General features: G+C 25.5%; 24 protein-coding genes and 1 tRNA gene. 8 read left to right on the top strand and 17 right to left on the bottom strand.

Annotation, left to right across the window (positions count from 1 at the left end):
* The first annotated feature begins 12 nt into the window (after positions 1-12).
* Complete coding sequence (locus tag FQV33_RS02160; protein ID WP_158348182.1) at positions 13-507, top strand: DnaT-like ssDNA-binding domain-containing protein; 495 nt, start codon at positions 13-15, stop codon at positions 505-507.
* Positions 507-1,247 carry a DNA replication protein DnaC gene (dnaC, locus tag FQV33_RS02155; protein ID WP_158348180.1) on the top strand — a complete coding sequence of 247 codons (741 nt, stop codon included), beginning with the start codon at positions 507-509 and terminating at the stop codon, positions 1,245-1,247. Before FQV33_RS02160 ends, dnaC begins: the two co-directional genes overlap by 1 nt.
* Positions 1,248-1,254: 7 nt before the next feature.
* On the opposite strand, the gene efp is transcribed toward dnaC, so the two are convergent.
* The 3 genes from efp to FQV33_RS02140 all read right to left on the bottom strand — a co-directional run bounded on the left by efp (position 1,255) and on the right by FQV33_RS02140 (position 4,149).
* Positions 1,255-1,821 (bottom strand): elongation factor P, encoded by a 567-nt coding sequence (gene efp / locus FQV33_RS02150; RefSeq protein ID WP_158348178.1) that lies wholly within the window; start codon positions 1,819-1,821, stop codon positions 1,255-1,257.
* A 340-nt stretch (positions 1,822-2,161) separates the two neighbouring features.
* Complete coding sequence (gene groL, locus FQV33_RS02145) at positions 2,162-3,808, bottom strand: chaperonin GroEL (RefSeq protein ID WP_158348176.1); 1,647 nt, start codon at positions 3,806-3,808, stop codon at positions 2,162-2,164.
* A gap of 50 nt (positions 3,809-3,858) precedes the next feature.
* Positions 3,859-4,149: a co-chaperone GroES gene (locus tag FQV33_RS02140; protein WP_158348174.1), complete on the bottom strand. Its 291-nt coding sequence runs from the start codon at positions 4,147-4,149 to the stop codon at positions 3,859-3,861.
* A 236-nt stretch (positions 4,150-4,385) separates the two neighbouring features.
* On the opposite strand from FQV33_RS02140, the gene FQV33_RS02135 reads away from it, so the two are divergent.
* Positions 4,386-4,458 (top strand) — tRNA-Phe (locus tag FQV33_RS02135).
* 19 nt (positions 4,459-4,477) lie between these two features.
* Here the strand turns inward: FQV33_RS02135 and mnmE are convergent.
* The 5 genes from mnmE to rpmH are packed head-to-tail and all read right to left on the bottom strand — an operon-like array spanning position 4,478 to position 8,236.
* The gene (mnmE, locus tag FQV33_RS02130; RefSeq protein WP_158348172.1) at positions 4,478-5,845 is read right to left on the bottom strand and encodes a tRNA uridine-5-carboxymethylaminomethyl(34) synthesis GTPase MnmE; all 1,368 of its coding nucleotides are present in this window, start codon (positions 5,843-5,845) and stop codon (positions 4,478-4,480) included.
* 55 nt (positions 5,846-5,900) lie between these two features.
* Positions 5,901-7,496 carry a membrane protein insertase YidC gene (yidC, locus tag FQV33_RS02125; RefSeq protein WP_158348170.1) on the bottom strand — a complete coding sequence of 532 codons (1,596 nt, stop codon included), beginning with the start codon at positions 7,494-7,496 and terminating at the stop codon, positions 5,901-5,903.
* A 2-nt stretch (positions 7,497-7,498) separates the two neighbouring features.
* Positions 7,499-7,756 (bottom strand): membrane protein insertion efficiency factor YidD, encoded by a 258-nt coding sequence (gene yidD / locus FQV33_RS02120; protein ID WP_158348168.1) that lies wholly within the window; start codon positions 7,754-7,756, stop codon positions 7,499-7,501.
* Positions 7,735-8,082 carry a ribonuclease P protein component gene (rnpA, locus tag FQV33_RS02115; protein ID WP_319016480.1) on the bottom strand — a complete coding sequence of 116 codons (348 nt, stop codon included), beginning with the start codon at positions 8,080-8,082 and terminating at the stop codon, positions 7,735-7,737. The genes yidD and rnpA overlap by 22 nt, the downstream gene beginning before the upstream one ends.
* A gap of 10 nt (positions 8,083-8,092) precedes the next feature.
* Positions 8,093-8,236, bottom strand: coding sequence for a 50S ribosomal protein L34 (gene rpmH, locus FQV33_RS02110; RefSeq protein WP_158348166.1), 144 nt, complete (start codon positions 8,234-8,236; stop codon positions 8,093-8,095).
* Positions 8,237-8,544: 308 nt separating this feature from the next.
* Here rpmH and dnaA point away from each other — a divergent pair, with 308 nt between their 5' ends.
* The 3 genes from dnaA to gyrB all read left to right on the top strand — a co-directional run bounded on the left by dnaA (position 8,545) and on the right by gyrB (position 13,502).
* Entirely contained in the window at positions 8,545-9,909 is a 1,365-nt protein-coding gene (gene dnaA / locus FQV33_RS02105; RefSeq protein WP_158348164.1) for a chromosomal replication initiator protein DnaA, read from the top strand.
* Between the two features lie 4 nt (positions 9,910-9,913).
* Positions 9,914-11,014, top strand: a complete 1,101-nt coding sequence (dnaN, locus tag FQV33_RS02100) for a DNA polymerase III subunit beta (RefSeq protein ID WP_158348162.1) — start codon at positions 9,914-9,916, stop codon at positions 11,012-11,014.
* A 76-nt stretch (positions 11,015-11,090) separates the two neighbouring features.
* Positions 11,091-13,502, top strand: coding sequence for a DNA topoisomerase (ATP-hydrolyzing) subunit B (gyrB, locus tag FQV33_RS02095; RefSeq protein WP_158348160.1), 2,412 nt, complete (start codon positions 11,091-11,093; stop codon positions 13,500-13,502).
* A gap of 88 nt (positions 13,503-13,590) precedes the next feature.
* Here gyrB and FQV33_RS02090 read toward each other — a convergent pair whose 3' ends face one another.
* The 9 genes from FQV33_RS02090 to mnmG all read right to left on the bottom strand — a co-directional run bounded on the left by FQV33_RS02090 (position 13,591) and on the right by mnmG (position 22,229).
* Positions 13,591-14,010, bottom strand: coding sequence for a F0F1 ATP synthase subunit epsilon (locus FQV33_RS02090; RefSeq protein WP_226856640.1), 420 nt, complete (start codon positions 14,008-14,010; stop codon positions 13,591-13,593).
* 21 nt (positions 14,011-14,031) lie between these two features.
* A complete protein-coding gene (atpD, locus tag FQV33_RS02085) occupies positions 14,032-15,432 on the bottom strand; it encodes a F0F1 ATP synthase subunit beta (protein WP_158348156.1) in 1,401 nt (466 codons plus the stop codon).
* Positions 15,433-15,451: 19 nt separating this feature from the next.
* Positions 15,452-16,318 carry a F0F1 ATP synthase subunit gamma gene (gene atpG / locus FQV33_RS02080; protein WP_158348154.1) on the bottom strand — a complete coding sequence of 289 codons (867 nt, stop codon included), beginning with the start codon at positions 16,316-16,318 and terminating at the stop codon, positions 15,452-15,454.
* Positions 16,319-16,371: 53 nt separating this feature from the next.
* A complete protein-coding gene (gene atpA / locus FQV33_RS02075; RefSeq protein WP_158348152.1) occupies positions 16,372-17,904 on the bottom strand; it encodes a F0F1 ATP synthase subunit alpha in 1,533 nt (510 codons plus the stop codon).
* A complete protein-coding gene (gene atpH, locus FQV33_RS02070) occupies positions 17,895-18,446 on the bottom strand; it encodes an ATP synthase F1 subunit delta (RefSeq protein WP_158348150.1) in 552 nt (183 codons plus the stop codon). The genes atpA and atpH overlap by 10 nt, the downstream gene beginning before the upstream one ends.
* 5 nt (positions 18,447-18,451) lie before the next feature.
* On the bottom strand, positions 18,452-18,946 hold the full coding sequence (locus tag FQV33_RS02065; RefSeq protein ID WP_158348148.1) for a F0F1 ATP synthase subunit B: 495 nt from the start codon (positions 18,944-18,946) through the stop codon (positions 18,452-18,454).
* Positions 18,947-19,053: 107 nt separating this feature from the next.
* Positions 19,054-19,293 (bottom strand): F0F1 ATP synthase subunit C, encoded by a 240-nt coding sequence (gene atpE / locus FQV33_RS02060; protein ID WP_158348146.1) that lies wholly within the window; start codon positions 19,291-19,293, stop codon positions 19,054-19,056.
* A 42-nt stretch (positions 19,294-19,335) separates the two neighbouring features.
* Positions 19,336-20,154: a F0F1 ATP synthase subunit A gene (gene atpB, locus FQV33_RS02055; protein ID WP_158348144.1), complete on the bottom strand. Its 819-nt coding sequence runs from the start codon at positions 20,152-20,154 to the stop codon at positions 19,336-19,338.
* A gap of 179 nt (positions 20,155-20,333) precedes the next feature.
* On the bottom strand, positions 20,334-22,229 hold the full coding sequence (mnmG, locus tag FQV33_RS02050) for a tRNA uridine-5-carboxymethylaminomethyl(34) synthesis enzyme MnmG (RefSeq protein ID WP_158348142.1): 1,896 nt from the start codon (positions 22,227-22,229) through the stop codon (positions 20,334-20,336).
* A 446-nt stretch (positions 22,230-22,675) separates the two neighbouring features.
* Here mnmG and FQV33_RS02045 point away from each other — a divergent pair, with 446 nt between their 5' ends.
* Positions 22,676-23,281, top strand: coding sequence for a YfgM family protein (locus FQV33_RS02045; protein ID WP_158348140.1), 606 nt, complete (start codon positions 22,676-22,678; stop codon positions 23,279-23,281).
* Positions 23,282-23,315: 34 nt separating this feature from the next.
* Positions 23,316-24,677: a ribosome biogenesis GTPase Der gene (gene der / locus FQV33_RS02040; protein ID WP_158348138.1), complete on the top strand. Its 1,362-nt coding sequence runs from the start codon at positions 23,316-23,318 to the stop codon at positions 24,675-24,677.
* Positions 24,678-24,684 lie beyond the last annotated feature (7 nt).

The raw sequence follows: 24,684 nt of genomic DNA, 5'->3' as shown, positions 1-24,684 counted from the left end.
GATAAAATTTTTATGAAAATTTTAGTCTCCAAAAATATAAATCTAGATTTATTTTGTAAAAATCCTTTGCAAATTATAAAAACAACGAAAAATGGAACTTTATCAATATCAAAAAATAAAAAAATTCTATTCTATGTTATAACTCCATCAGTGTTAAAAAAAATATTTGATCTTGAATATAATTTTGAAAACAAAAACACAAAACAAGAAGAAAAAATAAAACAAAAATTTTCTATGCATTCTAAATGGACTCCTGATAAAGATTTTGTTAGAAAAGCGGCATTATGGGGAATAATATTAGAAAAAGAAGCATCTAAATATGAACTTAGCGCTTTTATTTCCTATTGGGAAGCTGAAGGTTGTTTTTTCTATCATGTACAATGGGAACAAAAACTAGCAAGAAGCTTACAAAGAGTTCGTTCTTTTAATCTACTTAAAAAACAAAAGGATATTACTTATATACCAGTACCTGATCAAAAAATACCTGATGGATTTAGAGGTAAATAATGACATTTTATACCGAATTTTTTAAACGTCTTCAGCGAATTATGCCTAATAACATAAAACCTAAATTTAAAAATGATCAAGATTTATTAGCTTGGAACCAGGAACAAGGTAGAATATCATCTGAATCAATACTACGTGAAAACAAAGCAATGAAAATGCAAAGAGTTTTAGGGAGATCTGGAATTCGTGAATTATATATGAATTGTTCCTTTGAAAATTATAAAATTGAACATGAAGGACAAAGAAAGGTACTAAAAGCAGCAAAACGTTATGCTGAAGAATTTCATGAAAATATCGCAAGTTTTATTTTTTCAGGGCGACCTGGAACAGGTAAAAATCATTTAGCATCAGCTATAGGAAACTACTTAATTTTACATGGAAAAAGTATTTTAATTGTAACAGTAGCAGACTTAATGTCTAATATGAAAGGCACATTTAGTGGTACCAGTAATATTACTGAAGAAAACTTATTACATAATCTAAGTAGTGTTGATTTGTTAATGATTGATGAAATTGGAATGCAAACTGAATCTAGATATGAAAAAGTCATTATTAACCAAATAGTTGATAGACGATCATCATCAAAACGATCTACTGGTATGTTATCTAACTTAGATCATAAAGGTATGAAAAGTTTATTAGGCGAAAGAGTAATTGATAGAATGAGATTAGGAAATAGTTTATGGTTAACTTTTGAATGGGAAAGCTATAGACAATATGTAAAAGGTAATGAGTACTAATTAAATTTTATTTAACTCTAGCTACATACTCACCAGATCGTGTATCTACTTTAATTAAAGATCCAACTTGTACAAATAGTGGAACTTTAACAATTGCCCCCGTATTCAATTTTGCTAATTTAGTGCTCGCATTAATAGTATCACCCTTTAAAGTTGATTCTGTATCTACTACTTTTAATTCTACAAAAATATTAGGTGTAACAGAAATTGCTTTATTATTCCAAAATGTAATAATACATGTATCTTGTTCTAATAACCATTTTCTATTTAAACCAATAATTTTTTTTTCTACTGATAAATCTTCAAAAGTATTATTATTAATAAAATACCAAAAATTACCATCATTATATAAATAAGATAATTTATACTCTGAAATATCAGCTATTTCTAATGAATCAGTTGATTTAAAAGTTTTTTCTATTAGTTGATTGGTTAATAATCTTCTTAATTTAACACGAACAAAAGCCTGACCTTTTCCAGGTTTTACAAATTCACTAGACTCTATTAAATACGGTTCTTTTTCGAAAATAATTTTATGACCAATACGAAAATTATTACTTTGATATACTCTCATCAAAACCTCTATAAAAATAATATTAAATATTTAATTTCTAGTGAATAATAAAATTTTAGTACATAATATTAAATACTTAAGAAAAGTTTAAAAAAACTATTCTAAAAATTTTTTAAAATTATTAAGCAAATGAGTTTCATTTTTAAAAATGAAAATGAGCTATTGATTTGAAAATTAAAAACCTTATATTAATTTTTTAATTTAAAATTTATTAATATCTTTAAAACTAATAATTTAATTTTTATTTTTTATTTTATAAACAACAAATCCTTTCCTCAGAAAATATATCTGAGGAAAGAAATCTTTAAATTAATTTGAATAATGATTAACTAAAAAATTTTTACATCATTCCGCCCATTCCGCCCATTCCGCCAGCAGGAGATGCACTTACATCAGAAGATTTTTCATCTTTTGGTAAATCTGTAACCATACATTCTGTAGTAATCATTAAACCAGCAACAGATGCAGCGTATTGTAATGCAGATCTTGTAACTTTAGTAGGATCTAATATTCCAAAATCAATCATATCTCCATATTGATCAGTAGCAGCATTATAACCATAGTTACCTTTTCCATCTTTAACATTATTAGTAACTACAGAAGGTTCTTCACCTGAATTTGAAACAATTTGACGTAAAGGAGCTTCCATTGCACGTAAAGCAACTCTAATTCCAACATTTTGATCTTCGTTTTGACCGCGTAAACTAGATATTTTTCCTGCAACACGAACTAATGCAACACCACCGCCAGCAACCACACCTTCTTCTACAGCAGCACGAGTTGCATGTAACGCATCTTCAACACGAGCTTTCTTTTCTTTCATTTCTACTTCTGTTGCTGCTCCTACTTTAAGTACTGCAACACCACCAGATAATTTAGCTAAACGCTCATTTAACTTTTCTTTATCATAATCGGAAGTAGCTTCTTGAATTTCTTGTCGAATTTGACTAATACGACTTTGGATAGCATGTTTTTCTCCAATACCACCAATGATTGTTGTCGTATCTTTATTAATTACAACACGCTTTGCTTGTCCTAAATCTTCTAAAGTAGCTTTTTCTAATTCCATTGCCAGTTCTTCTGAAATGACAGAACCTCCAGTTAGAATCGAAATATCTTGTAACATCGATTTTCTTCTATCACCAAATCCAGGAGCTTTAACAGCAGCAACTTTTACGATACCACGCATAGAATTAACTACTAAAGTAGCTAATGCTTCTCCTTCTAGATCTTCTGAAATTATTAATAATGGTTTTCCAGATTTAGCAACAGATTCTAATATTGGAAGCATTTCTCGTACATTAGAAATTTTTTTATCAGCCATTAAAATATATGGGTTTTCTAATTCAACGATTCCAGTTTCTGGTTTATTAATAAAATAAGGAGATAGATAACCTCGATCAAACTGCATACCTTTAACAACTTCAAGTTCATTTTGTAAACCTGTTCCTTCTTCTACTGTAATAACTCCATCATTTCCTACTTTTTCCATAGCTTCTGCAATTAAAGCTCCTACTTTTTCATCAGCATTAGCAGAAATAGTACCAACTTGTGTAATTGCTTTAGAATCAGAACACGGTACAGATAAATTTTTTAGCTCTTCAACAGCACTAATCACTGCTTTATCAATACCTCGTTTTAAATCCATAGGATTCATTCCAGCAGCCACAGCTTTTAAACCTTCATTGACTATTGATTGTGCTAATAATGTTGCTGTTGTAGTTCCATCTCCTGCTGCATCATTTGCTTTAGATGCAACTTCTTTTACCATTTGAGCTCCCATGTTCTCGAATTTATCTTCTAATTCGATTTCACGAGCTACTGATACACCATCTTTAGTAATACTAGGTGCTCCAAAAGATTTATCTAAAACTACATTTCTACCTTTTGGACCTAATGTAACTTTAACTGCATCAGCTAATACATTAACTCCACGAAGCATTTTAATTCGAGCTTCATTACCAAATTTTACATCTTTAGCGCCCATTTTGACATTTCCTTAAATATATTTTTTTTATGGATTTATAGCATAGTTTACTATTCAACAATTGCTAAAATGTCACTTTCAGTTAAAATTAATAATTCTTCATTATCAATTTTTTCTGTTTTTGCACCATAACCTTCATTAAAAATTACAATATCTCCGATTTTAACATCTAATGGTTTAATTTCTCCATTATCTAGAACACGACCGTTACCCACTGCCACAACCGTACCTCGGTTTGATTTTCCAGCAGCAGAACCTGTAAGAACAATACCACCAGCAGATTTTGATTCTGCTTCTTGACGTTTTACAAGTAAACGATCATGCAATGGACGAATTTTCATATGATAATACTCCTGTGAATAATCCTGTTTAATTGTTATTTTATGTTTTATTTATAAAAATTTAATGTTTTATCTTTAATATTAAATATAGGGATGTTTATGAAAACTTTCAAGGGTAAAAATTATTTTTAATTATTTTTTTTTTATTAAATAAATTTTTAATTGAAAATTGAAATTGATTTACTATAAAAAAAGTATTGACAAAGTTTTATCTTTGATGATTTAATGTAAAAAATGCCCGGATAGCTCAGTCGGTAGAGCAGGGGACTGAAAATCCCCGTGTCGGTGGTTCAATTCCGCCTCCGGGCATAAATTAATTCATTTGCCTTCATTTACCTATACAAAAAGTAGAAAAAATACGATTTAATAAATCATTTGAACTAAAAGAACCAGTTATTTCTCCTATTAATTTATTCATTAAACTGAGTGATTCAGCTAAAAATTCAATATTTTTGTATTTTAACCAATTTTTATTTGCTTTTAAAAATTCATGATAAGATAAATCAATTTGATGTAAATGACGTCTCCTAGCTAAAAACAATCCTTCTTTTACTTTATTTTTTTCTGATTTTACAAGATGTTTTTTTAATATATTGACTCCTTGACCTGTAAGCGCAGAAATACTAATAAAATAACAATCTTCTATTTTTTTAATACCAAAATCATCTTTTAATAAATCATTTTTATTTAAAACAAAAGTTATCTGTATAGAATTATTATAAAAATTCATTTTTTTAATAAAATCATTTGATATTTTTTTTTGATTTTTAGGATTAATTGTTTTATCTATTACAAATAAAATATGATCACATGTTTTCAGGGTTTCCCAAGCTCGATTAATACCAATTTTTTCAATCTCATCTTGCGTATTATGAAAACCTGCAGTATCAATAATTTCACATAAAAAACCATTGATATTAATCTGTTCATAAAGAAGATCACGTGTTGTTCCAGGAATATTTGTGACAATTGCTCGATTACTTGAAGATAACATATTTAATAAACTAGACTTTCCAGCATTAGGAGGCCCAACAATTATAATTTTTTTAGTTTCTCTTATAATACTTGTATCTGAAATGATTTTTTTTATTTTTAAAAATTGATTTTTTAATTGATTCAAATTATTAGAAACAATATCATCAAAATTAAAATTAATTTCTTCTTCTGGAAAATCTATACTAGACTCGATATCAACACGAAATTGAGTAAGTATTTCTACTAGATTATTTATATCACGTGAAAAATTGCCTTGCAAAGAATTTAATGAAGCTTTAACCATAGATTCAGTTTCAGAATTAATTAAATCATCTATTGCTTCTGCCTGTACCAAATCAATTTTACCATTTAAAAAAGCACGTTCACAAAATTCACCTGGTTTAGCTAATCTTGTGTTTTTAATAAATAAAATTCTTTTAATCAATAAATCTATGATAAATGGGCTACCATGACATTGTAATTCTAATATATCTTCACCTGTAAATGAAAAAGGTGCAGGAAACCATAAAGATATACCGTGATCTAAAATTTCTTTATTTTTATTTAAAAATTTTGTATAAGTAGCAAATCTCGGATTAGGTGTTTTACCTAAAATTTCTATAGCAACTTCTTTTGCATTAATTCCAGAAATTCGTAATATTCCAACAGCACTTTTTCCTGGATGAGTTACTTGAGCAACAATAGTATCATTTTGTATCATAAAATACTTTCTTATCTAGAATATTTTTTTTAAATTTAAATAAAAATTTTTATTTTCATGCTTTCTTTTTAAAATTAAATAAAATAAATTTTTGTTGTATAATAGTAACTAAATTACTAACTATATAATATAAAACTAATCCTGCAGGAAACCATAAAAAAAACACTGTAAAAACAATAGGCATAAAATTCATTATTTTTTGTTGTAATGGATCAGAAATATTACTAGATGATGTACTTTGAATAAAAAACATTGTAAAACCCATAACAATTGGTAAAACATAATAAGGATCTTGAGCAGATAAATCTTTAATCCACAATAAAAAAGGAGCATGACGTAGTTCAACAGATCCAATTAACATATAATAAAGTGATAAAAAAATAGGCATTTGTATAAAAACAGGTAAACAACCACCTAATGGATTTATTTTTTCTTTTTTATATAAATTCATCATTTCTTGACTCATACGCTGTTTGTTGTTCCCAAAATTTTTTTTTATTTCATTAATTTTAGGTTGCAATTTTCTCATCTTAGCCATAGAAATATATTGTGCTTTCGTTAAAGGATAAGTAACAGCTTTCATAATAAATGTAATTAAAATAATAGAAAAACCCCAGTTTCCTATAATATTATATAAAATACTTAATAATTTAAATAATGGTTGAGATAAAAACCAAAGCCATCCATAATCTACTGTTAAATCTAAATTTGGAGCAACTAATGCCATATCTTTTTGTATTGCTGGGCCTATCCATAACTTTGATTTTATAATAGATTGAGAATTTGAAGGAACATTAAAAAAAGCAGATTTATATCCAATAGTAGCAATATTATGATTTATATAAGATGTATAAATAGTATTTAAATTTATATCTTCTTCAGGTATCCAAGCTACAGAAAAATATTGCTGTAACATTGCGATCCAACCACTTTTAGTGAAAATATGTAATTGTTGATTTTTAGAAATATCATCAAACTTATATTTTTCATATTTTGTATCAGTGCTTGAATATGCAGCTCCTCGAAATGTCTGTAAAGCAAAGTTACCACTATAAATATCACGTTTCTTAGGAAGTTTGATCGTTTGTTTTAACTGTCCAAACATACGAAGTTGCAAATTATTATTGCTAAGATTATTTATATGATATTCTATTTGTACATCATATTTACCTGGTTTAAGAATAAAAGTTTTAGTATAAATAATATTATTATTTTTAATAAAACTTATTGGTACACGTAATTCTTTTTTATTATTTTCTAATTCAAAAAAATTCTTTTTTGCATGATAGAGTGGTCTATTATAATTTTCTGCATTATCTGGTCCATCTTTTCCAATTAATCCACTTTGTGCTTGATAAATAAAATCTGATGCTGTTTCTAATAACTTTAGTGGTTTAGAAGAATTTAATTTATCTTTATAAGCTAATAAACTAGCTTCTTCTATATCTCCTCCGCGCATGTTTACAACTAAACGAACTACATCATTTTTAATAATAATTTGATTTTGATAATCTTTCTTTTCAGGTTCTAAACCAATACTACTTTGTTCATTTATATGAATATTTAAAAATGCTTGATTTTGCCATTCTTGCCAAAGTAAAAAAGAAACAAATAAAAAGGCAAAAATAAAAAAATTACGCTGTACTTCCATAATTAATATTCGCTTTTATCTTTCATATTTAAAGATATTAAATTACATCTATCTGAATATAATGGATTACACTTAAATAAACGAAAAATTGTCAATACTATACCTTTAATTACACCAAATTTACGTAAAGATAATAGCATATATGTTGAACAAGTTGGGTAAAAACGACAATTTGATCGCATAAAAGGACTAATACAGTACTGATAAATTAAAACAAAAAAACTTAAAAACCATACAACTATTGTTGATAATTTAACCATAAATTCTCCAATATATTAATTATATTTTTATTGTTTAAAAAAATAATATTTTTTTTAACGACTACTATAAAATCCATAGAAGTTAATTTATGTTGTAATAAACGAAAAGTTTCTCGAATTAATCTTTTAATTATATTACGCTTATATGCATATTTTATATTTTTTTTAGATATGCTAATACCTAATCTAGGATATCCCAATAAATTAGGACGTCCTAAAATAATTAATTCAAACTTTTTTTGAATATAATATTTCTTAAAAACATATTTAAAATTTATAGATTTTAATAATCTTGATTTTTTTTTAAAAAAATAATTTAACACCATACTAAACCTATTATTTACTAGAAACACTCAAACGAGATCTTAATTTAGCACGTCTACGTGATAAAATATAACGACCATTTTTAGTTGCCATTCGAATTCTAAATCCATGTGAACGATTACGCTTTAATATTGATGGTTGAAAAGTTCGTTTCATTTTGATATTTACCTAAATAAAATTAATAAGATTCTATAATTAGTTAAGTATAAAATATAAGAAAATATTTTCTTAAAAATAAATTTATTTTAAAAATAAACTATTACTTTATTATTTTTAAAAATAAAATATAGCTAAAAATAATTTTATCAAATAAAAATATTTAAAAAATACATGAAATCTTTTCGTTATACTTACCTATCTTAAATTGTATAACTTTCAATGTAAAAATATAATTTTATATAATTCTTTTATATAAAAAAATTTAAACTTCAATTGTATTTAATTTTGTTCGCTTGGAGTCTACCGTGTCACTTTGTCTTTGGAAACAGTGTCTTAACCGGTTACAAAATGAACTACCATCTACAGAATTTAGTATGTGGATACGCTCTCTAAAAGCTAAACTAAATAATAATATTTTAGAAATATATGCTCCTAATCAATTTATATTAGAATGGGTAAAAGAAAAATATTTAATTACTTTTAAAACAATACTAAAAGATTTTTGTGGTGTAAATACACCATTATTAACATTTAAAGTATATCAAAATTCTAAAGAAAAAAAATTTAAAAAAAACACTTTAAATAATTCAAAAAAAATAAACATAAAACATAAATGGGATAAAATACCGATTTTAAATGAGTTATCTTATCGTTCCAACATTAATAAAAAAAATAAATTTGAAAACTTTATAGAAGGAAAATCTAATCAATTAGCACGTGCTGCAGCTTCTCAAGTTGCTCATAATCCCGGTAGTTCTTACAATCCACTATTTTTATATGGTGGCACAGGATTAGGTAAAACACACTTACTTCATGCAATTGGAAATGAAATATTAACATATAAATATAATATGAAAATAATTTATATGCATTCTGAACGTTTTGTTCAAGATATGGTAAAAGCTTTACAAAATAATGCAATTGAAAAATTCAAACTACATTATCGTTCAGTTGATGCATTATTAATTGATGATATTCAGTTTTTTTCAAATAAAGAACGTTCTCAAGAAGAATTTTTTCATACATTTAATTCTCTTCTAGAAGGAAATCAGCAAATTATATTAACTTCAGATCGTTATCCTAAAGAAATAAATGGTGTTGAAGATCGATTAAAATCAAGATTTGGATGGGGTTTAACTGTTGCTATAGACCCACCAGAATTAGAAACAAGAGTGGCTATATTGATAAAAAAAGCTGATGAAAAAAATATTATATTACCTGATGAAGTAGCTTTTTTTATTGCTAAACGTCTATGTTCTAATGTACGTGAATTAGAAGGTGCTTTAAATAGAATTATTGTTAATACTGGTTTTGCTTATAGAACTATTACAATTGAATTTGTACGAGAAGCACTTAGAGATATATTAGCTTTACAAGCAAAACTTATCACAATTGATAACATTCAAAAAACAGTTGCAGAATACTATAAAATTAAAGTTTCAGATTTATTATCTAGAAGACGTTCTCGGTCAGTAGCTAGACCAAGACAAATGGCTATGGCTATGGCAAAAGAACTGACTAATCATAGTTTACCAGAAATTGGAGATGCATTTAACGGAAGAGATCATACTACAGTATTACATGCTTGTCGTAAAATTGAACAATTACGAGAAGAAAACAATGATATTAAAGAAGATTTTTCCAACTTAATTAGGACTCTATCAGTGTAATCTTATGAAATTTATTATTCAAAACAATATTTTAGTTGAAAATTTAAAAAAAATTAGTCGATTATTAGTTAAAAATACTTCATTTCCTATTTTAGAAAATATTCTTATAGAAATAAAAAAAAATATATTATCTTTAACTACAACAAATTTAGAGATTGAAATAATTGCAAATATTGAAATATCAACAGCACATACACCAGGAAAAACAACTATTTCAGGTAAAAAAATATTAAATATTTGTCGAAATTTACCAAAAACATCAAATGTTCAAATAGAACTAAAAAATAATAAAATATATATTTCTTCTGAAAATAGTAGTTATATACTATCAACTTTACCACCTGAAAATTTTCCTAATCATCAAAATTTCCATAATACTTCTAGTTTTCATATATCATCAGATATTTTAAAAAATATGATAATAAAAACTGAATTTGCAATGGGAAAACAAGACATTCGTTATTATCTTAATGGCATGTTATTTGAAAAAAAAGAAAACTATCTTCGTAATGTGGCAACAGATGGATATCGATTAGCAACGTCATATATTATTTTAAAAGAAAAAATAAATTCTTTTTCTATTATTATTCCAAATAAAGGAATAATGGAAATGTTAAGATTACTAAACACTAAAGAAACATTATTACATATTTTAATTGGTACTAATAATTTAAGAATACATATAAATAATTTAATTTTTACCACTCAATTAATTGAAGGAAAATATCCTGATTATAATAGTGTTTTATTAGATCACTCAGAAAAACCTATCATTATTAATCATGATTTACTAAAAAAATCGTTACTACGGACTTCTATTTTATCACATGAAAAATTTTCAGGAATTGAAATAAATATTCAAAATGGAGAGCTTAAAACAATATCTGACAATCAAGAAGAAGAAACGGCGGAAGATAAATTTAACGTTGAATATTTTGATAAAATCATAGAAATATCAATTAATGTTTATTATATATTAGATGTTCTTAATACTATTAATACTAAAAATATTTTATTATTTTTAAATAAATGTCAATCTTCAATACAAATTGAACCAGAAAATAATTCTTCAACTGTTTACGTTATAATGTTACTTAAACGTTAACTCAAAAAAATTCTATAATATAAAGTAAAAAATAATTAATTTTGAAACATATTAAAAAAATCAAATAGGAATACTTATGATAGACACCTATAATTCTTCAAATATTCAGATTCTAAGAGGATTAGATGCAGTACGAAAAAGACCTGGAATGTATATTGGAGACACTGATGATGGTAGTGGTTTACATCATATGGTTTTCGAAATTGTAGATAATTCTATTGATGAAGCACTAGCGGGATTTTGCAAAGAAATTATAGTAATTATTCATAAAGATAACTCAGTATCAATACAAGATGATGGTAGAGGAATTCCAACAGATATACATCACGAAGAAAAAGTTTCAGCTGCAGAAGTTATTATGACTGTACTACATTCAGGAGGAAAATTTGATGATTCTTCATATAAAATTTCTGGCGGACTACATGGCGTAGGAATTTCAGTTGTTAATGCTTTATCAGAAAAACTAGAATTAATAATATACAAAAATAATAAACAATATAAACAAATATATAAAAATGGAATTCCAGAATCACCTTTATTCACAATTGGAACCACAAATAAAACTGGTACATATATTAGATTTTGGCCTAGTTATAAAACTTTTACAAACAAAATAAAATTTCAATATGAAATTTTATCTAAACGTTTACGTGAGCTATCTTTTCTTAACTCTAATATTTCCATTTACTTAAAAGATAATAGAAACGAAACTGAAAATCATTATCATTATAAAGGTGGAATTAAGGCTTTTATTAAATTTTTAAATAAAAACAAAATAGTAATTAATTCAAATATATTCTATTTTAAATCAATTAAAAATAATGTTGAATTAGAAGTAGCGATGCAATGGAATGAATCACATAAAGAAAACATATATTGTTTTACAAATAATATACCTCAAAAAGATGGTGGCACACATTTAGCTGGTTTTCGATCTGGAGTAACACGTACATTAAACCTACATATTGAACGTGAAGGATATAATAAAAAGCATAAAACTGTTGTTACAGGAGAAGATACACGAGAAGGATTGACCGCAATTATATCAATTAAATTACCTGATCCAAAATTTTCTTCACAAACAAAAGACAAATTAGTTTCATCTGAAGCAAAATCAGTAATAGAATCATTAATTAATGAATATCTTATTGAATATCTTTTAGAAAATCCTGTTGAATCAAAAGCTATAATTCAAAAAATTATAAATACCGCAAAAACAAGAGAAGCTGCAAGACGTGCTAGAGAAATAAACAAAAAAAAAGGAATATTAGATTTAGGAGGATTACCTGGAAAATTATCTGATTGTCAAGAAAATGATCCGACAACATCAGAAATTTATTTAGTAGAAGGAGATTCTGCAGGTGGATCTGCAAAACAAGGCAGAAATAGAAAAAACCAAGCAATTTTACCACTTAAGGGAAAAATATTAAATGTACAAAAATCAAAATTTGATAAAATAATTTTATCTCAAGAACTAGCAGCTCTAATTACAGCATTAGGCTGTGGAATCGGAGAAAATGAGTATAATTTAGAAAAGTTAAGATATAATCATATTATTATAATGACTGATGCGGATGTTGACGGGGCACATATTCGAACATTGTTACTAACATTTTTTTATCGTCAATTACCTGAATTAATTGAAAAAGGATATATTTATATTGCTCAACCCCCTTTATATAAAATTAAAATAGGAAAAAAAGAGAAATATATTAAAAACGATGAAGAAATGAAAAAATATCAAGTAAAAATAGCTTTAAAAGATCTAATTATAAAAAACAAAAAAAATAACGACATTGAAAATAATACAAAATTATTTAAAAAAATTATCTCCGAATTTAATAAAATCCAAATTAAATTAAAAAGAAATAAAAATAATTTTCCTGAAATAATATTAAATGAACTAATTTACCAACCATATTTAAATGATTTAAAAAATAAAGAAAAAGTATTTACATGGATAGAAAAATTAGCAGAAACATTAAATCAAAAAGATCAAAATAATACATTTTATCAAGCAAAAATTAATGAAAAAGAAAATGAAAACATATTTGAACCAAGTATAATTTCATCAAGATATGAATATTATAATCAATATGAATTTACAAAGAAATTTCTTACAAGCAAAGAATATATTTCTATTGTTAACTTGGGAGAAAAATTTAAAAATTTTCAAAAAAACAATAACTTTATAGAAAAAGGAGATAAAAAACATACAATAAATGATATTAAAAATACTATAGAATGGTTGACTAATGAAACTAAAAATAATTTATTTATACAACGTTATAAAGGACTTGGAGAAATGAATCCAGATCAATTATGGAAAACAACAATGAATCCTGAAACAAGAAACATGTTACAAGTTACAATTCATGATGCAATTTCAGCAAATAATTTATTTAATATTCTGATGGGAGATGCAGTTGAACCTAGACGAAAATTTATAGAATATAATGCTTTAAATGCTGAAAATATAGATATTTAAAAAAAATTTTAACATATATATTATACATTAAAACACAAATTTTTCAGAATCAATTGCGGCAGGAAAAACCAGCCGCGAATATATTATCTTATTTAAACTTATCCATAATTTCAAGAACACGAAGTTTTGCAATTTCTTTAGATATTTGAAGTAAAAGATCATCTTTTTTAATTTTTTTATCTTGATTTTTAAAATATTCTTCAGCTTGTTTTTTTGTTTCTAAAATACGTGCTCGATCTAAATCTACACCACGAATAGCAATATCTGCTAAAATAGAAATAATAGAAGGTTGAATTTCTAAAATTCCTCCTGATATATAAATACACTCTTCTGTATTGTTTTTATGAAATATATATACGATTCCTGGTTTAATTATGCTTAATAATTGAGTATGTCCTGGATAAATACCCATGTCTCCTTCACTACCAGAAACTTGTATTTTATTAACTAATCCAGAAAATATACGTTTTTCAACACTAACAATATCTAAATAAAAATCCATGGATATATCCAAAATATTTATTATCATTTATAATGTTTTTGATTTTTCTTGAACTTCTTCAATTGAACCTACCATGTAAAACGCTTGTTCTGGTAAATCATCAAATTCACCTTCTATTATTCCTTTAAACGCACGAATATTATCTTTCAAAGATACATATTTACCTGGAAAACCAGTAAATACTTCTGCAACAAAAAATGGTTGCGATAAAAATCTCTGTATTTTACGTGCTCTTGAAACTAATTTTTTATCTTCTTCTGAAAGTTCATCCATTCCTAATATTGCAATAATATCTTTTAACTCTTGATATCTTTGTAATATTGATTGAACTCCTCGTGCTGTATTATAATGTTCATCTCCAATAATATAAGGATCTAATTGACGACTTGTAGAATTTAAAGGATCAACAGCTGGATAAATACCTAAAGATGCAATTTGACGACTTAGTGTCACTGTAGAATCTAGATGCGCAAACGTCGTAGCAGGTGATGGATCTGTTAAATCATCTGCAGGAACATAAACTGCTTGAACAGAAGTAATTGAACCTTTTTTAGTCGAAGTAATTCTTTCTTGTAATAAACCCATTTCTTCAGATAAAGTAGGTTGATATCCTACAGCAGATGGCATTCTTCCAAGCAAGGCTGATACTTCTGTTCCAGCTAAAGTATAACGATATATATTATCGATAAACAATAAAACATTTTTACCTTCATCACGAAATTTTTCTGCAATAGTTAATCCTGTAAAAGCAACACGTAACCGATTTCCTGGAGGTTCATTCATTTGGCCATATACTAAAGAAACTTTATCCAATACCTTAGACTCTTTCATTTCATAATAAAAGTCATTTCCTTCTCGTGTTCTTTCACCTACTCCAGTAAACACTGAATAACCAGAATGTTCTATTGCAATATTTCTAATTAATTCCATCATATTTACTGTTTTACCTACACCTGCTCCTCCAAACAAACCAACTTTTCCACCTTTTGAAAAAGGACAGATTAAATCAATAACTTTTATACCTGTTTCTAAAATTTCCTGAGAAGTAGCTTGTTCTTGATAACTAGGTGGAGATCTGTGAATTTCCCAATGTTCTATTTTAGAAGAATCTGTACTTCTTAATGGTCCTTTACCATCTATAGTTTCTCCTAAGACATTTATTATACGACCTAATGTAGATTGTCCTACTGGTATCTTAATGTAATGCCCAAGATCAATAACAATTAAACCTCTTTTCAAACCATTTGTAGATCCCATAGCAATTGTTCTAACAATACCAGAGCCTAATTGTTGTTGAACTTCTAAAATAAGTTTTATTTTTTGATTTTTTACTTCTAAAGCATTATATATTTTTGGTACTGCACTTTGATCAAATTCTACATCTACCACAGCACCAATAATTTGAACAATTTTTCCAGTAGCTACCATTGCATACCTCTAACTAATTTTAATCTACTGATACTGCTGATGCTCCAGCAATAATTTCATTTAATTCTTGAGTAATGTTAGCTTGACGAACTTTATTATAAACTAGTTGTAGTTCTTTAATACGACTAGCACTATTATCTGTTGCAGTTTTCATAGCTACCATACGAGCTGCTTGTTCGCTTGCAATATTTTCTAAAATACTTTGATAAACTTGAGATTCAATATATCTATCAAATAATGTATCTAAAATTAGTTTAGATTCTGGTTCATATAAATAATCCCATTTTTCTTTATTTAATATATTTTTTTCAGGAGATAAAGGAAGAAGTTGAGTAATTATTGGATATTGAGACATTTTATTGTGAAACTTATTATACGCAATAAATATTTTATCAATTTCATTATTTTGATATTTTTCTAAAATAATTTGTATAGATCCAATTAATTTAGATAAATCTGGATTTTCTCCTATATTAGTTACTTGAGCAAGAATAGAACTGCCATATAACTTAAATACAGATAAACTTTTTAAACCAAATAATATTAAATCACAAGGAATATTCAAATACATAAATTTCTTCATTTTTAATAGTACTTGTTTAAAAAGATTAGTATTTAAACTACCACATAAACCACGATCAGTTGAAATAATAATCATACCAATTCTTTTACTATCTCGATTTTCTAAATAACTATGTTTATATTCTAGACTTCCTTTTACAATATGATGAATCACTTTTTTAATAATTTCGCAATAAGGTCTGCCTAAACGCATTCTTTCTTCGGTTTTTCTCATTTTAGAAATAGCAACCATTTCCATTGCTTTAGTAATTTTTTTTGTACTTATAACACTAGTTATTTGATTTTGTATTTCTTTTATACCCACTGGTATTTTCTCTTTTTTATGGTAAATTTTTTTTAAAATAAATTATTATAAAATTAAGAATTTTTAAATTTTTTTATTAATTCAATAAATTTATCTTTTATTTTACTATTAAAATCTCCATCTTGATTAATTTGCATCATTAAATTTAAATCATAATTATATGCATATGTCAAAATATCTCGTTCAAATTGAGCTATTTTTTCAATAGAAATATCATCAAGAAAATGATTTGCTGAAAGAAAAAACATTAGTGCTTGTTCAGCTATACTCAGAGGAGTATATTGTTTTTGTTTAAGTAATTCTGTAATTTTTTGACCATAAATTAACTGTTTTTGTGTTGCTGGATCTAAATCTGATGCAAATTGTGAAAATGCTGCAAGTTCATGATATTGAGCTAATGCTGTTCGTATTCCAGAAGATAATTGTTTGATAATTTTAGTTTGAGCCGAACTACCAACACGAGAAACAGAAATACCAGCATTTACAGCAGGCCGAATACCTGAATTAAATAAATTAGATTCTAAAAATATTTGACCATCAGTAATAGAAATAACGTTAGTCGGAACAAATGCAGAAACATCACCAGACTGTGTTTCAATAATTGGCAACGCTGTAAGTGATCCTGTTTGTCCAATAACTTTTCCTTTAGTAAGATTCTTTACATATTCTTCAGACACACGAGCCGATCTTTCTAACAAACGAGAATGTAAATAAAATATATCTCCAGGAAAAGCTTCTCTCCCAGGAGGACGGCGTAATAACAAAGAGATCTGACGATAAGCAACTGCATGTTTAGATAGATCATCATAAACGATTAAAGCATCTTTTCCTTGATCACGAAAAAATTCTCCCATAGCGCAACCTGAATATGGTGATAAATATTGTAAAGAAGCAGCTTCAGAAGCGGAAGCAACAACAATGATAGTATTTGCTAAAGCATCATATTCTTCTAATTTTTTAACAACATTAATAACAGTTGAAAGTTTTTGTCCTATAGCAACATAAATACATGGAATACCAGATTTTTTTTGATTTATAATAGTATCTATTGCAAGCGCAGTTTTACCAGTTTGACGATCTCCGATAATTAGCTCACGTTGACCTCGACCAATAGGAATCATAGAATCAATAGCTTTGTAACCAGTTTGTATTGGTTGGTTAATTGATTTTCGTTCAATAACTCCTGGAGCATTTGCTTCTACTGGTAAAAAACTATCATATTTTATAATCCCTTTTCCATCGATAGGAGCACCTAATGCGTTAACAATTCGACCTAAAAGATTGATACCAACAGGAACCTCTAAAATTTTTCCTGTGCATCTTACTTTCATTCCTTCAGTAATGCAAATATAAGGACCCATCACTACAGCAGACACTGTATCTCTTTCTATATTGAGCGCAATAGCATATTCGTTATTAGGTAACGAAATCATTTCTCCTAACATAACTTCAGAAAGACCGTAGATTTTTATAATACCATCGTTCACAGAAATAATAGTACCTTCATTATAAGATTGATTAAATACCTCGAATTGATTAATTCTTTCTTTAATTAATTGACTAATTTCTGTAGAATTTAATTGCATATATTGTTCTCTTGAAAATTTAATACTGAAGATAATTGTTTTAAATGATTTCGCATAGAAAAATCAAAAATTTGATCATTTATCCCTATAATGACACCATCAAGTATATAATTATTAATTTTATATATAAATTTAACTTTAGAAGATAATATTTCTTCTAAAACAAGGCGTATTTCAATAACTTGATCTTGTTTTAAAACAAATGCGGATGTCAATTCAACAATAATAATTTTTTGATAAGAAGCTTCTAGCTTAAGAAATTGTTTTAATATATTATTAAATATTTTAAACCGCTGATTATGAGCTAATAATTTTATTAAATTTTTTGAATGTCCGTCAAGATATTCGTCAATAACAAATATAAAAAATGATGATAAATAGTGAGGAGATAAAGATCCAGATAAAAATTTTTGAACTTTTTTAAATGAAATAATTTTATTAATTAAAATTAATGTTTGTTTCCATTTTTTTATAGAATCATTTTTTATTGCTATTTCAAAAATAGCTTTAGCATAAGGTCTAGCAATAGTATCAAATGACATGAATATTACCTACATTGATTTTTTATCTCTGATAACGAAGTTATTATATTATTTATAAAAAATTTATTTTTATTTTCTTGGATATTTTTTTTAATTATTTTTTCAGTCATTAAAATAGATAGATCTATAATTTCTTTTTGTAATTTTTGACGTGCATCCATAAATTGCATATCAATTTCTATTTGGCTATTTAATAAAATTTTTTTAGTTTCTTTAATCGCTTTATTTCTTGCTTCTTCTAAAATGAATATTTTTTTTTGATTTGCTTCATTTAAAATCAAAGAAGCTTTTTCTTTTGTCTCTTTAATCATTTCATCCATTTTTTTTTGCATAATAAGAGATTCTTTTTCAATTTTTTTTGAAGAAATTAAAGTATCTTCAATTTTTTTTTGTCTTGTTTCTATAGCCAAAATGATAGGAGGCCATATATATTTCATACAAAACCAAACAAATAAAAAAAATGAAATTGCTTGTCCAAAAATTGTTGCATTAAGATTCACAATTATACGCCTTATATTAAATTAAAAATTAATCTTTACGCCATTCAAAAACGTAAAGATTTTACTAATTATTTAAAATAAAAACTATTTTTTTAACAAATAAAAAATTAAGAAATAGCAAAAAGCATATATAAACCTAAACCTACAGCAATCATAGGAATTGCATCGACTAATCCCATTACAACAAAAAATTGTGTTCTTAATAAAGGAATTAAATCAGGTTGTCTTGCTGCTCCTTCTAAAAATTTTCCACCCAAAATACCAATACCAATCGCAGCACCAATTGCAGCTAATCCAATCATAATAGCTACTGCTATATACAACATATCAACATTTAAATTATCCATTATCAACCCCGGTTTTTAGTAGGATTATAGTCAAATTTTATCTTAATGAGATTGCGAAGCTATTGATAAATAAACAATTGTCAATACCATGAAAATAAAAGCTTGCAAAGAAATTATTAAAATATGAAAAATAGCCCATGGAACATTTAAAAAACACTGAGACCACCATGGAAGCAAACCTGCAATTAAAATAAAAATCATTTCACCAGAATACATATTACCAAAAAGTCTTAATCCTAAAGAAATAGGCTTAGATAATAACGAAACAAATTCCAATAAAAAATTAAAAATAAAAAATACAGGATGATTAAAAGGTTGTAAAGTTAGTTCTTTAAAAAAACCAATATACCCCTTAATCTTTATACTATAAAATAAAATTAAAACAAAAACTGCTAATGACATTGATAAAGTAATATTTACATCTGCAGATGGAACAATACGAATAGCTGAAATGTGAAATAATCTATCAAAAAACAAAGGTATAAAATCAATTGGAATTAAATCCATAAGATTCATTAAAAAAACCCATATAAAAACTGTTAATGACAATGGTGCTATAAGTGGGTTATTACCTTGAAACATATTTTTTACATTAGATAATATAAACTCAAAAATTATTTCAATACACGCTTGTACTTTATTTGGAACACCAGTCGTAATTTTTTTTGCCACTGTGTAAAAAATACTTAAAAAAACACATCCTAATATAAAAGAAAATATTATTGAATCAAGATTTAAAATCCAAAAATGAGAAGCAATACTTCCATTTTCAATAATCTTGAAATTAAATAAATCTATTTGTAAATGATGTAAATGATGACTGATATATTTTTGAGGATTGGGTATTTTCTCTAAAAACATAATTTTTTCTCATTTATTTTATATTAAATTTAATATAAAAACATAAAACTTTAAAAAATTTTACTAAAAATACTATTAAAAAATATATTATTTTTAAGCAATTATTAAAAAAATAATCAATTTCAATTAAATAATTTAAATAGTAATTATATTACATTTTAAATTGAACAGTAAATCTTTTATAAAATAAGTTTTTTATAAGCTTCTTTTTTTAAATGTATCAATAGAACAGATATAGCTGCTGGTGTAATACCAGAAATACGAGATGCTTGACCAATAGAAACTGGTTTATAATCATTTAACTTAGAAATTGCTTCATGCGATAAACCTTTTACTTTTTTATAATCATATTGAGATGATAAAAAAGTATTTTCATTTTTTAAATGTTTATTAATCTCTTCTAACTGTCTTTTGATGTAACCTTCATATTTTATTTCATTTTCTATATGATGAATAACTGCTAGATCAGATGTGTTAGCATTAAAAATATTTAAATAAGCTAAATTTTTGTATGTTATTTCTGGTCGTTTTAATAAATTAAATATATTTATTTCTTTAGTTAATGAAATATTAAAAAAACTATTTAAAAGTTTAGAATTAGAAGATTCAGGATGTATTTTTGTTTTCTTTAAATATTTTATTTCAGAATTAATATTTAATAATTTACTACTATAACGAGACCACCTAAAATCATCTATTAATCCAAATTTACGAGCAATTTCAGTAAGACGTAAATCAGCATTATCTTCTCGTAAAATTAATCGATATTCAGCACGTGAAGTAAACATACGATATGGTTCTCTAGTTCCTTGTGTAGTAAGATCATCAATAAGAACACCTAAATAAGCTTGATCACGTCTAGGAAACCATTGTTTTCGACCCAATGCATGTAGTCCAGCATTTAAACCCGCTAAAAGACCTTGTGAAGCAGCTTCTTCATATCCAGTAGTACCGTTGATTTGACCTGCTAAAAAGAGTCCTTTAATCCATTTACTTTCTAAAGTTAAATTTAAATCTTTAGGGTCAAAAAAATCATATTCTATTGCGTATCCTGGATCAATAATTTTAGCTTTTTCCAATCCTTTTATAGATTTAATTATTTCTTCTTGAATATTTAACGGTAAACTAGTTGAAATTCCATTAGGATATATTCTAGAACTAGATAAACCTTCTGGTTCTAAAAAAATCTGATGTGAAATTTTATTTGGAAAACGTACAATTTTATCTTCAATAGAGGGACAATATCGAGGTCCTAAACCTGTTATTAAACCTTGACGTATTGGACTTTTATCTAAATTATCACGTATTATTTGATGTGTTTTTTCATTTGTATGTGTAAGATAACATGGTATTTGACGAGGATGATCTGAAGCATTTCCTATAAAAGAAAAAACTGGAACAGGAATATCTCCATATTGAACAAATAAATCCTTAAAATTAATAGTATTTAAATCAATTCTAGGTGGAGTACCTGTTTTTAGTCGATTCACTCGTAAAGGTAATTCTCTCAAACGACATGCTAAATCTAAAGAAGCCTTTTCACCTCTTCTTCCTGAAAAATAACTATCTGAACCTATATGTATTCTACCTCCTAAAAAAGTACCTGTAGACAAAACAACTGATTTAGCATGAAAACTTATCTGACTTTGTGTTAAAACACCAATAACCTTATAATTCTTTACAATTAAATCTTTTATTTCCTCTTCTAAAATTAATAAATTCTTTTCTTTTTTCAATAATTTTCTTACACTTTGAGAATAAAGTACTCTATCAGCTTGTGCCCGAGTAGATCGTACGGCAGGTCCTTTTTTACTATTTAAAATTCTAAATTGAATGCCTGAATAATCAATTGCTCTAGCCATTACACCGCCTAAAGCATCTATTTCTTTTACTAAATGACTTTTTCCAATTCCACCAATTGCTGGATTGCAAGACAAAACACCAATATCCGTTATATTTTTCGTTAATAACAATGTTTTACACCCTAATCTTGAAGAAGCTGATGCAGCTTCAGTTCCAGCATGTCCTCCACCAATAATAATTACATCAAAAATTTTTAAATTTGACTGCAACATATAAAAACCCTTTAAATGTTAAGATTATTTTATACAGTATTAATATTTTAATCAAGATAACACATGTAAACACCAAACATAAAACTTTAATATTAAAGATTAGTTTTTAATATTTAGTTAGTTTTTATTATTTTAAAAAACAAATAAACAATAAATATAATAATATTATTATTATTAGCAAATACAAAATCTGTGGATAAGTCATGTGTAGCATTGATAATAAAAGAACTTCTGGTATTAATTAACTGTGTACAATTAGTGTTTTTCATAGGTATAACTTTTTGAAAAGTTATTTATTTTAATAAAAACGAAAAAAAAAAATATTTTTAAATAATTAATATTGCATTCATTATATTTTTTTTAAAAATATCTTTTTAACTATAAAAAGATTAAACTTATAAAGACTTATTTAAAATTTTTTTTTATTTGACTAGAAGGATAAAAAAATGCATTTAATACAAAACAATCAAACTAAAAAACCAAGTATTTCTAGAAAAAAAGTTTTTTTGATTACATTTTTTTTTATTATGATTTTTACTATGTTATTTTTTATTATTAAACCAAAAAACAAAACAAAAAATTTAAAAAACATCAAATATGAAGAAATAATAAAAGAGATAAATGCAAAAAAGAATTCAGATTTTATAAATATAGAAAAATTTATAATAGAAAACAAAAATATTTATGGAACTTTAGTTTCTTTATCATTAGCAAAACAATATATTTTAAAAAATAACCTAGAAAAAGCATTCATTCAATTAAAAACTAGCTTAAAATATACAAAAGATGAAAATTTAAAAAACATTTTAAGATTAAGAATGTCAGAAATAAAAATAGAACAAAATAAAGATAAAGATGCAATGCAAATTATTCAAGAAATTAAAGATGATGCCTGGAAAAGTATAGTAGAAAATATAAAAGGAGATATTTTTATGAAAAGTGGAAATATACAATTAGCTATTCAAGCTTGGAAAAAAAGCAAATATTTTGAAGAATCTAAAACATTTAAAGAAATACTTAATATGAAAATAAACGAAGTTGAAAAAAAATAAAAAATTTATTTATAAAAAAAGAGTTCATAATAAAATGTTACCTATCATCGTATTAATTGGTCGTACTAATGTAGGAAAATCTACTTTATTTAATATTTTAACTAAAAAAAGAAATGCACTAGTTTCAAGTTTTTCAGGACTGACTCGGGATAGAAATTATGAATTTTGTTATTTAGAAAAAAATAAAAAATTCATTTTAACAGATACTGCTGGTTTTGATTTTGAATCAAAAGTCATACAAAAACAAGCTTATAAACAAACGTTAATAGCTATGAAAGAAGCTGATTTGATTTTCTTTGTAGTTAATGCTCGTGAAGGAATACTTCCAGAAGAATATGAAATATTAAAAAAAATAAGAAAATATCAAAAAGAATCATTTCTTATTATTAATAAAATCGATGGAATAAAAGAAATAGAAAAAATAAACGAATTTTACTCTTTAGGATTGAAAAAAAACATAAAAATTTCTGCAAGTCATAACCAAGGAATTAATCATCTTATTAATAAATATTTAATCCCTTGGATAGAATGTAAATTTAAAAAAATAAAATTACAAAAAAAAATAGAAGAAAAAGAAGAAATAGAAAATGTTCCAATAAAAATTGCATGTATAGGTAAACCTAATGTAGGAAAATCGACATTAATCAATGCTCTTATCATGCAAAATAGAATAATTACTTCTAATATACCAGGTACAACATTAGATACTATATCTGTGCCTATAAAATATAATAATAAAAATTATATTTTAATTGATACCGCAGGAGCATCAAAAAAGAAAAGAAAAAAAAACAAAATAGAACAAATATCTATAATTAAAACTTTACAAGCTGTTGAAACAACAGATATAGCATTATTAATTATAGATGCGAAAAATGAACAAAAAAAAATATGTAATCAAAACTTGTTATTAATAAATATTATTGAAAAATGTGGAAAACCATTAATAATAATAATTAATAAATGGGATTTATTAAATTTTTCAGAAAAAAATAAATTTAAAGAATTAATAAATTATCAATTAAAAAACTCTTTTTTTTCAAATATGCATTTTATATCAGCAATTAAAAGTAAAGGAATCTTTAAAATATTTCAATTAGTTGAAAATATTTATCAATCCACTAAAAAACAAATAAATACTTCTACACTTATGCAAATTATGAAAAATGCAATAAAAAAACATCAGCCGCCAATGATAAATGGACGTCGTATTAAATTAAAATATATACATTTAGGAAGTACCACTCCAATGAAAATTATTATACACGGTAACCAAACAAGATACTTATCTTTAACTTATAAAAAATATTTAAAAAATTTTTTTCATGAAGCTCTTCAAATAAATGGAGTTCCAATTAAAATTCAATTTAAAGAAACAAAAAATCCATATATTTAAATTAAAA

Origin of the sequence: Buchnera aphidicola (Aphis fabae), from assembly GCF_009069125.1 — a bacterium.
Taxonomy (GTDB): Bacteria; Pseudomonadota; Gammaproteobacteria; order Enterobacterales; family Enterobacteriaceae; genus Buchnera; species Buchnera aphidicola_BB.
This window is presented reverse-complemented; position numbering and strand designations above follow the sequence as displayed.

Excerpts from the sequence above, each read along its gene's own strand:
- FQV33_RS02160 (WP_158348182.1), top strand. The coding sequence starts at position 13 with ATGAAAATTTTAGTCTCCAAAAATATAAATCTAGATTTATTTTGTAAA.
- dnaC (WP_158348180.1), top strand. The coding sequence starts at position 507 with ATGACATTTTATACCGAATTTTTTAAACGTCTTCAGCGAATTATGCCT.
- efp (WP_158348178.1), bottom strand. The coding sequence starts at position 1,821 with ATGAGAGTATATCAAAGTAATAATTTTCGTATTGGTCATAAAATTATT.
- groL (WP_158348176.1), bottom strand. The coding sequence starts at position 3,808 with ATGGGCGCTAAAGATGTAAAATTTGGTAATGAAGCTCGAATTAAAATG.
- FQV33_RS02140 (WP_158348174.1), bottom strand. The coding sequence starts at position 4,149 with ATGAAAATTCGTCCATTGCATGATCGTTTACTTGTAAAACGTCAAGAA.
- mnmE (WP_158348172.1), bottom strand. The coding sequence starts at position 5,845 with ATGATACAAAATGATACTATTGTTGCTCAAGTAACTCATCCAGGAAAA.
- yidC (WP_158348170.1), bottom strand. The coding sequence starts at position 7,496 with ATGGAAGTACAGCGTAATTTTTTTATTTTTGCCTTTTTATTTGTTTCT.
- yidD (WP_158348168.1), bottom strand. The coding sequence starts at position 7,756 with ATGGTTAAATTATCAACAATAGTTGTATGGTTTTTAAGTTTTTTTGTT.
- rnpA (WP_319016480.1), bottom strand. The coding sequence starts at position 8,082 with ATGGTGTTAAATTATTTTTTTAAAAAAAAATCAAGATTATTAAAATCT.
- rpmH (WP_158348166.1), bottom strand. The coding sequence starts at position 8,236 with ATGAAACGAACTTTTCAACCATCAATATTAAAGCGTAATCGTTCACAT.
- dnaN (WP_158348162.1), top strand. The coding sequence starts at position 9,914 with ATGAAATTTATTATTCAAAACAATATTTTAGTTGAAAATTTAAAAAAA.
- gyrB (WP_158348160.1), top strand. The coding sequence starts at position 11,091 with ATGATAGACACCTATAATTCTTCAAATATTCAGATTCTAAGAGGATTA.
- atpD (WP_158348156.1), bottom strand. The coding sequence starts at position 15,432 with ATGGTAGCTACTGGAAAAATTGTTCAAATTATTGGTGCTGTGGTAGAT.
- atpA (WP_158348152.1), bottom strand. The coding sequence starts at position 17,904 with ATGCAATTAAATTCTACAGAAATTAGTCAATTAATTAAAGAAAGAATT.
- atpH (WP_158348150.1), bottom strand. The coding sequence starts at position 18,446 with ATGTCATTTGATACTATTGCTAGACCTTATGCTAAAGCTATTTTTGAA.
- atpE (WP_158348146.1), bottom strand. The coding sequence starts at position 19,293 with ATGGATAATTTAAATGTTGATATGTTGTATATAGCAGTAGCTATTATG.
- atpB (WP_158348144.1), bottom strand. The coding sequence starts at position 20,154 with ATGTTTTTAGAGAAAATACCCAATCCTCAAAAATATATCAGTCATCAT.
- mnmG (WP_158348142.1), bottom strand. The coding sequence starts at position 22,229 with ATGTTGCAGTCAAATTTAAAAATTTTTGATGTAATTATTATTGGTGGA.
- FQV33_RS02045 (WP_158348140.1), top strand. The coding sequence starts at position 22,676 with ATGCATTTAATACAAAACAATCAAACTAAAAAACCAAGTATTTCTAGA.
- der (WP_158348138.1), top strand. The coding sequence starts at position 23,316 with ATGTTACCTATCATCGTATTAATTGGTCGTACTAATGTAGGAAAATCT.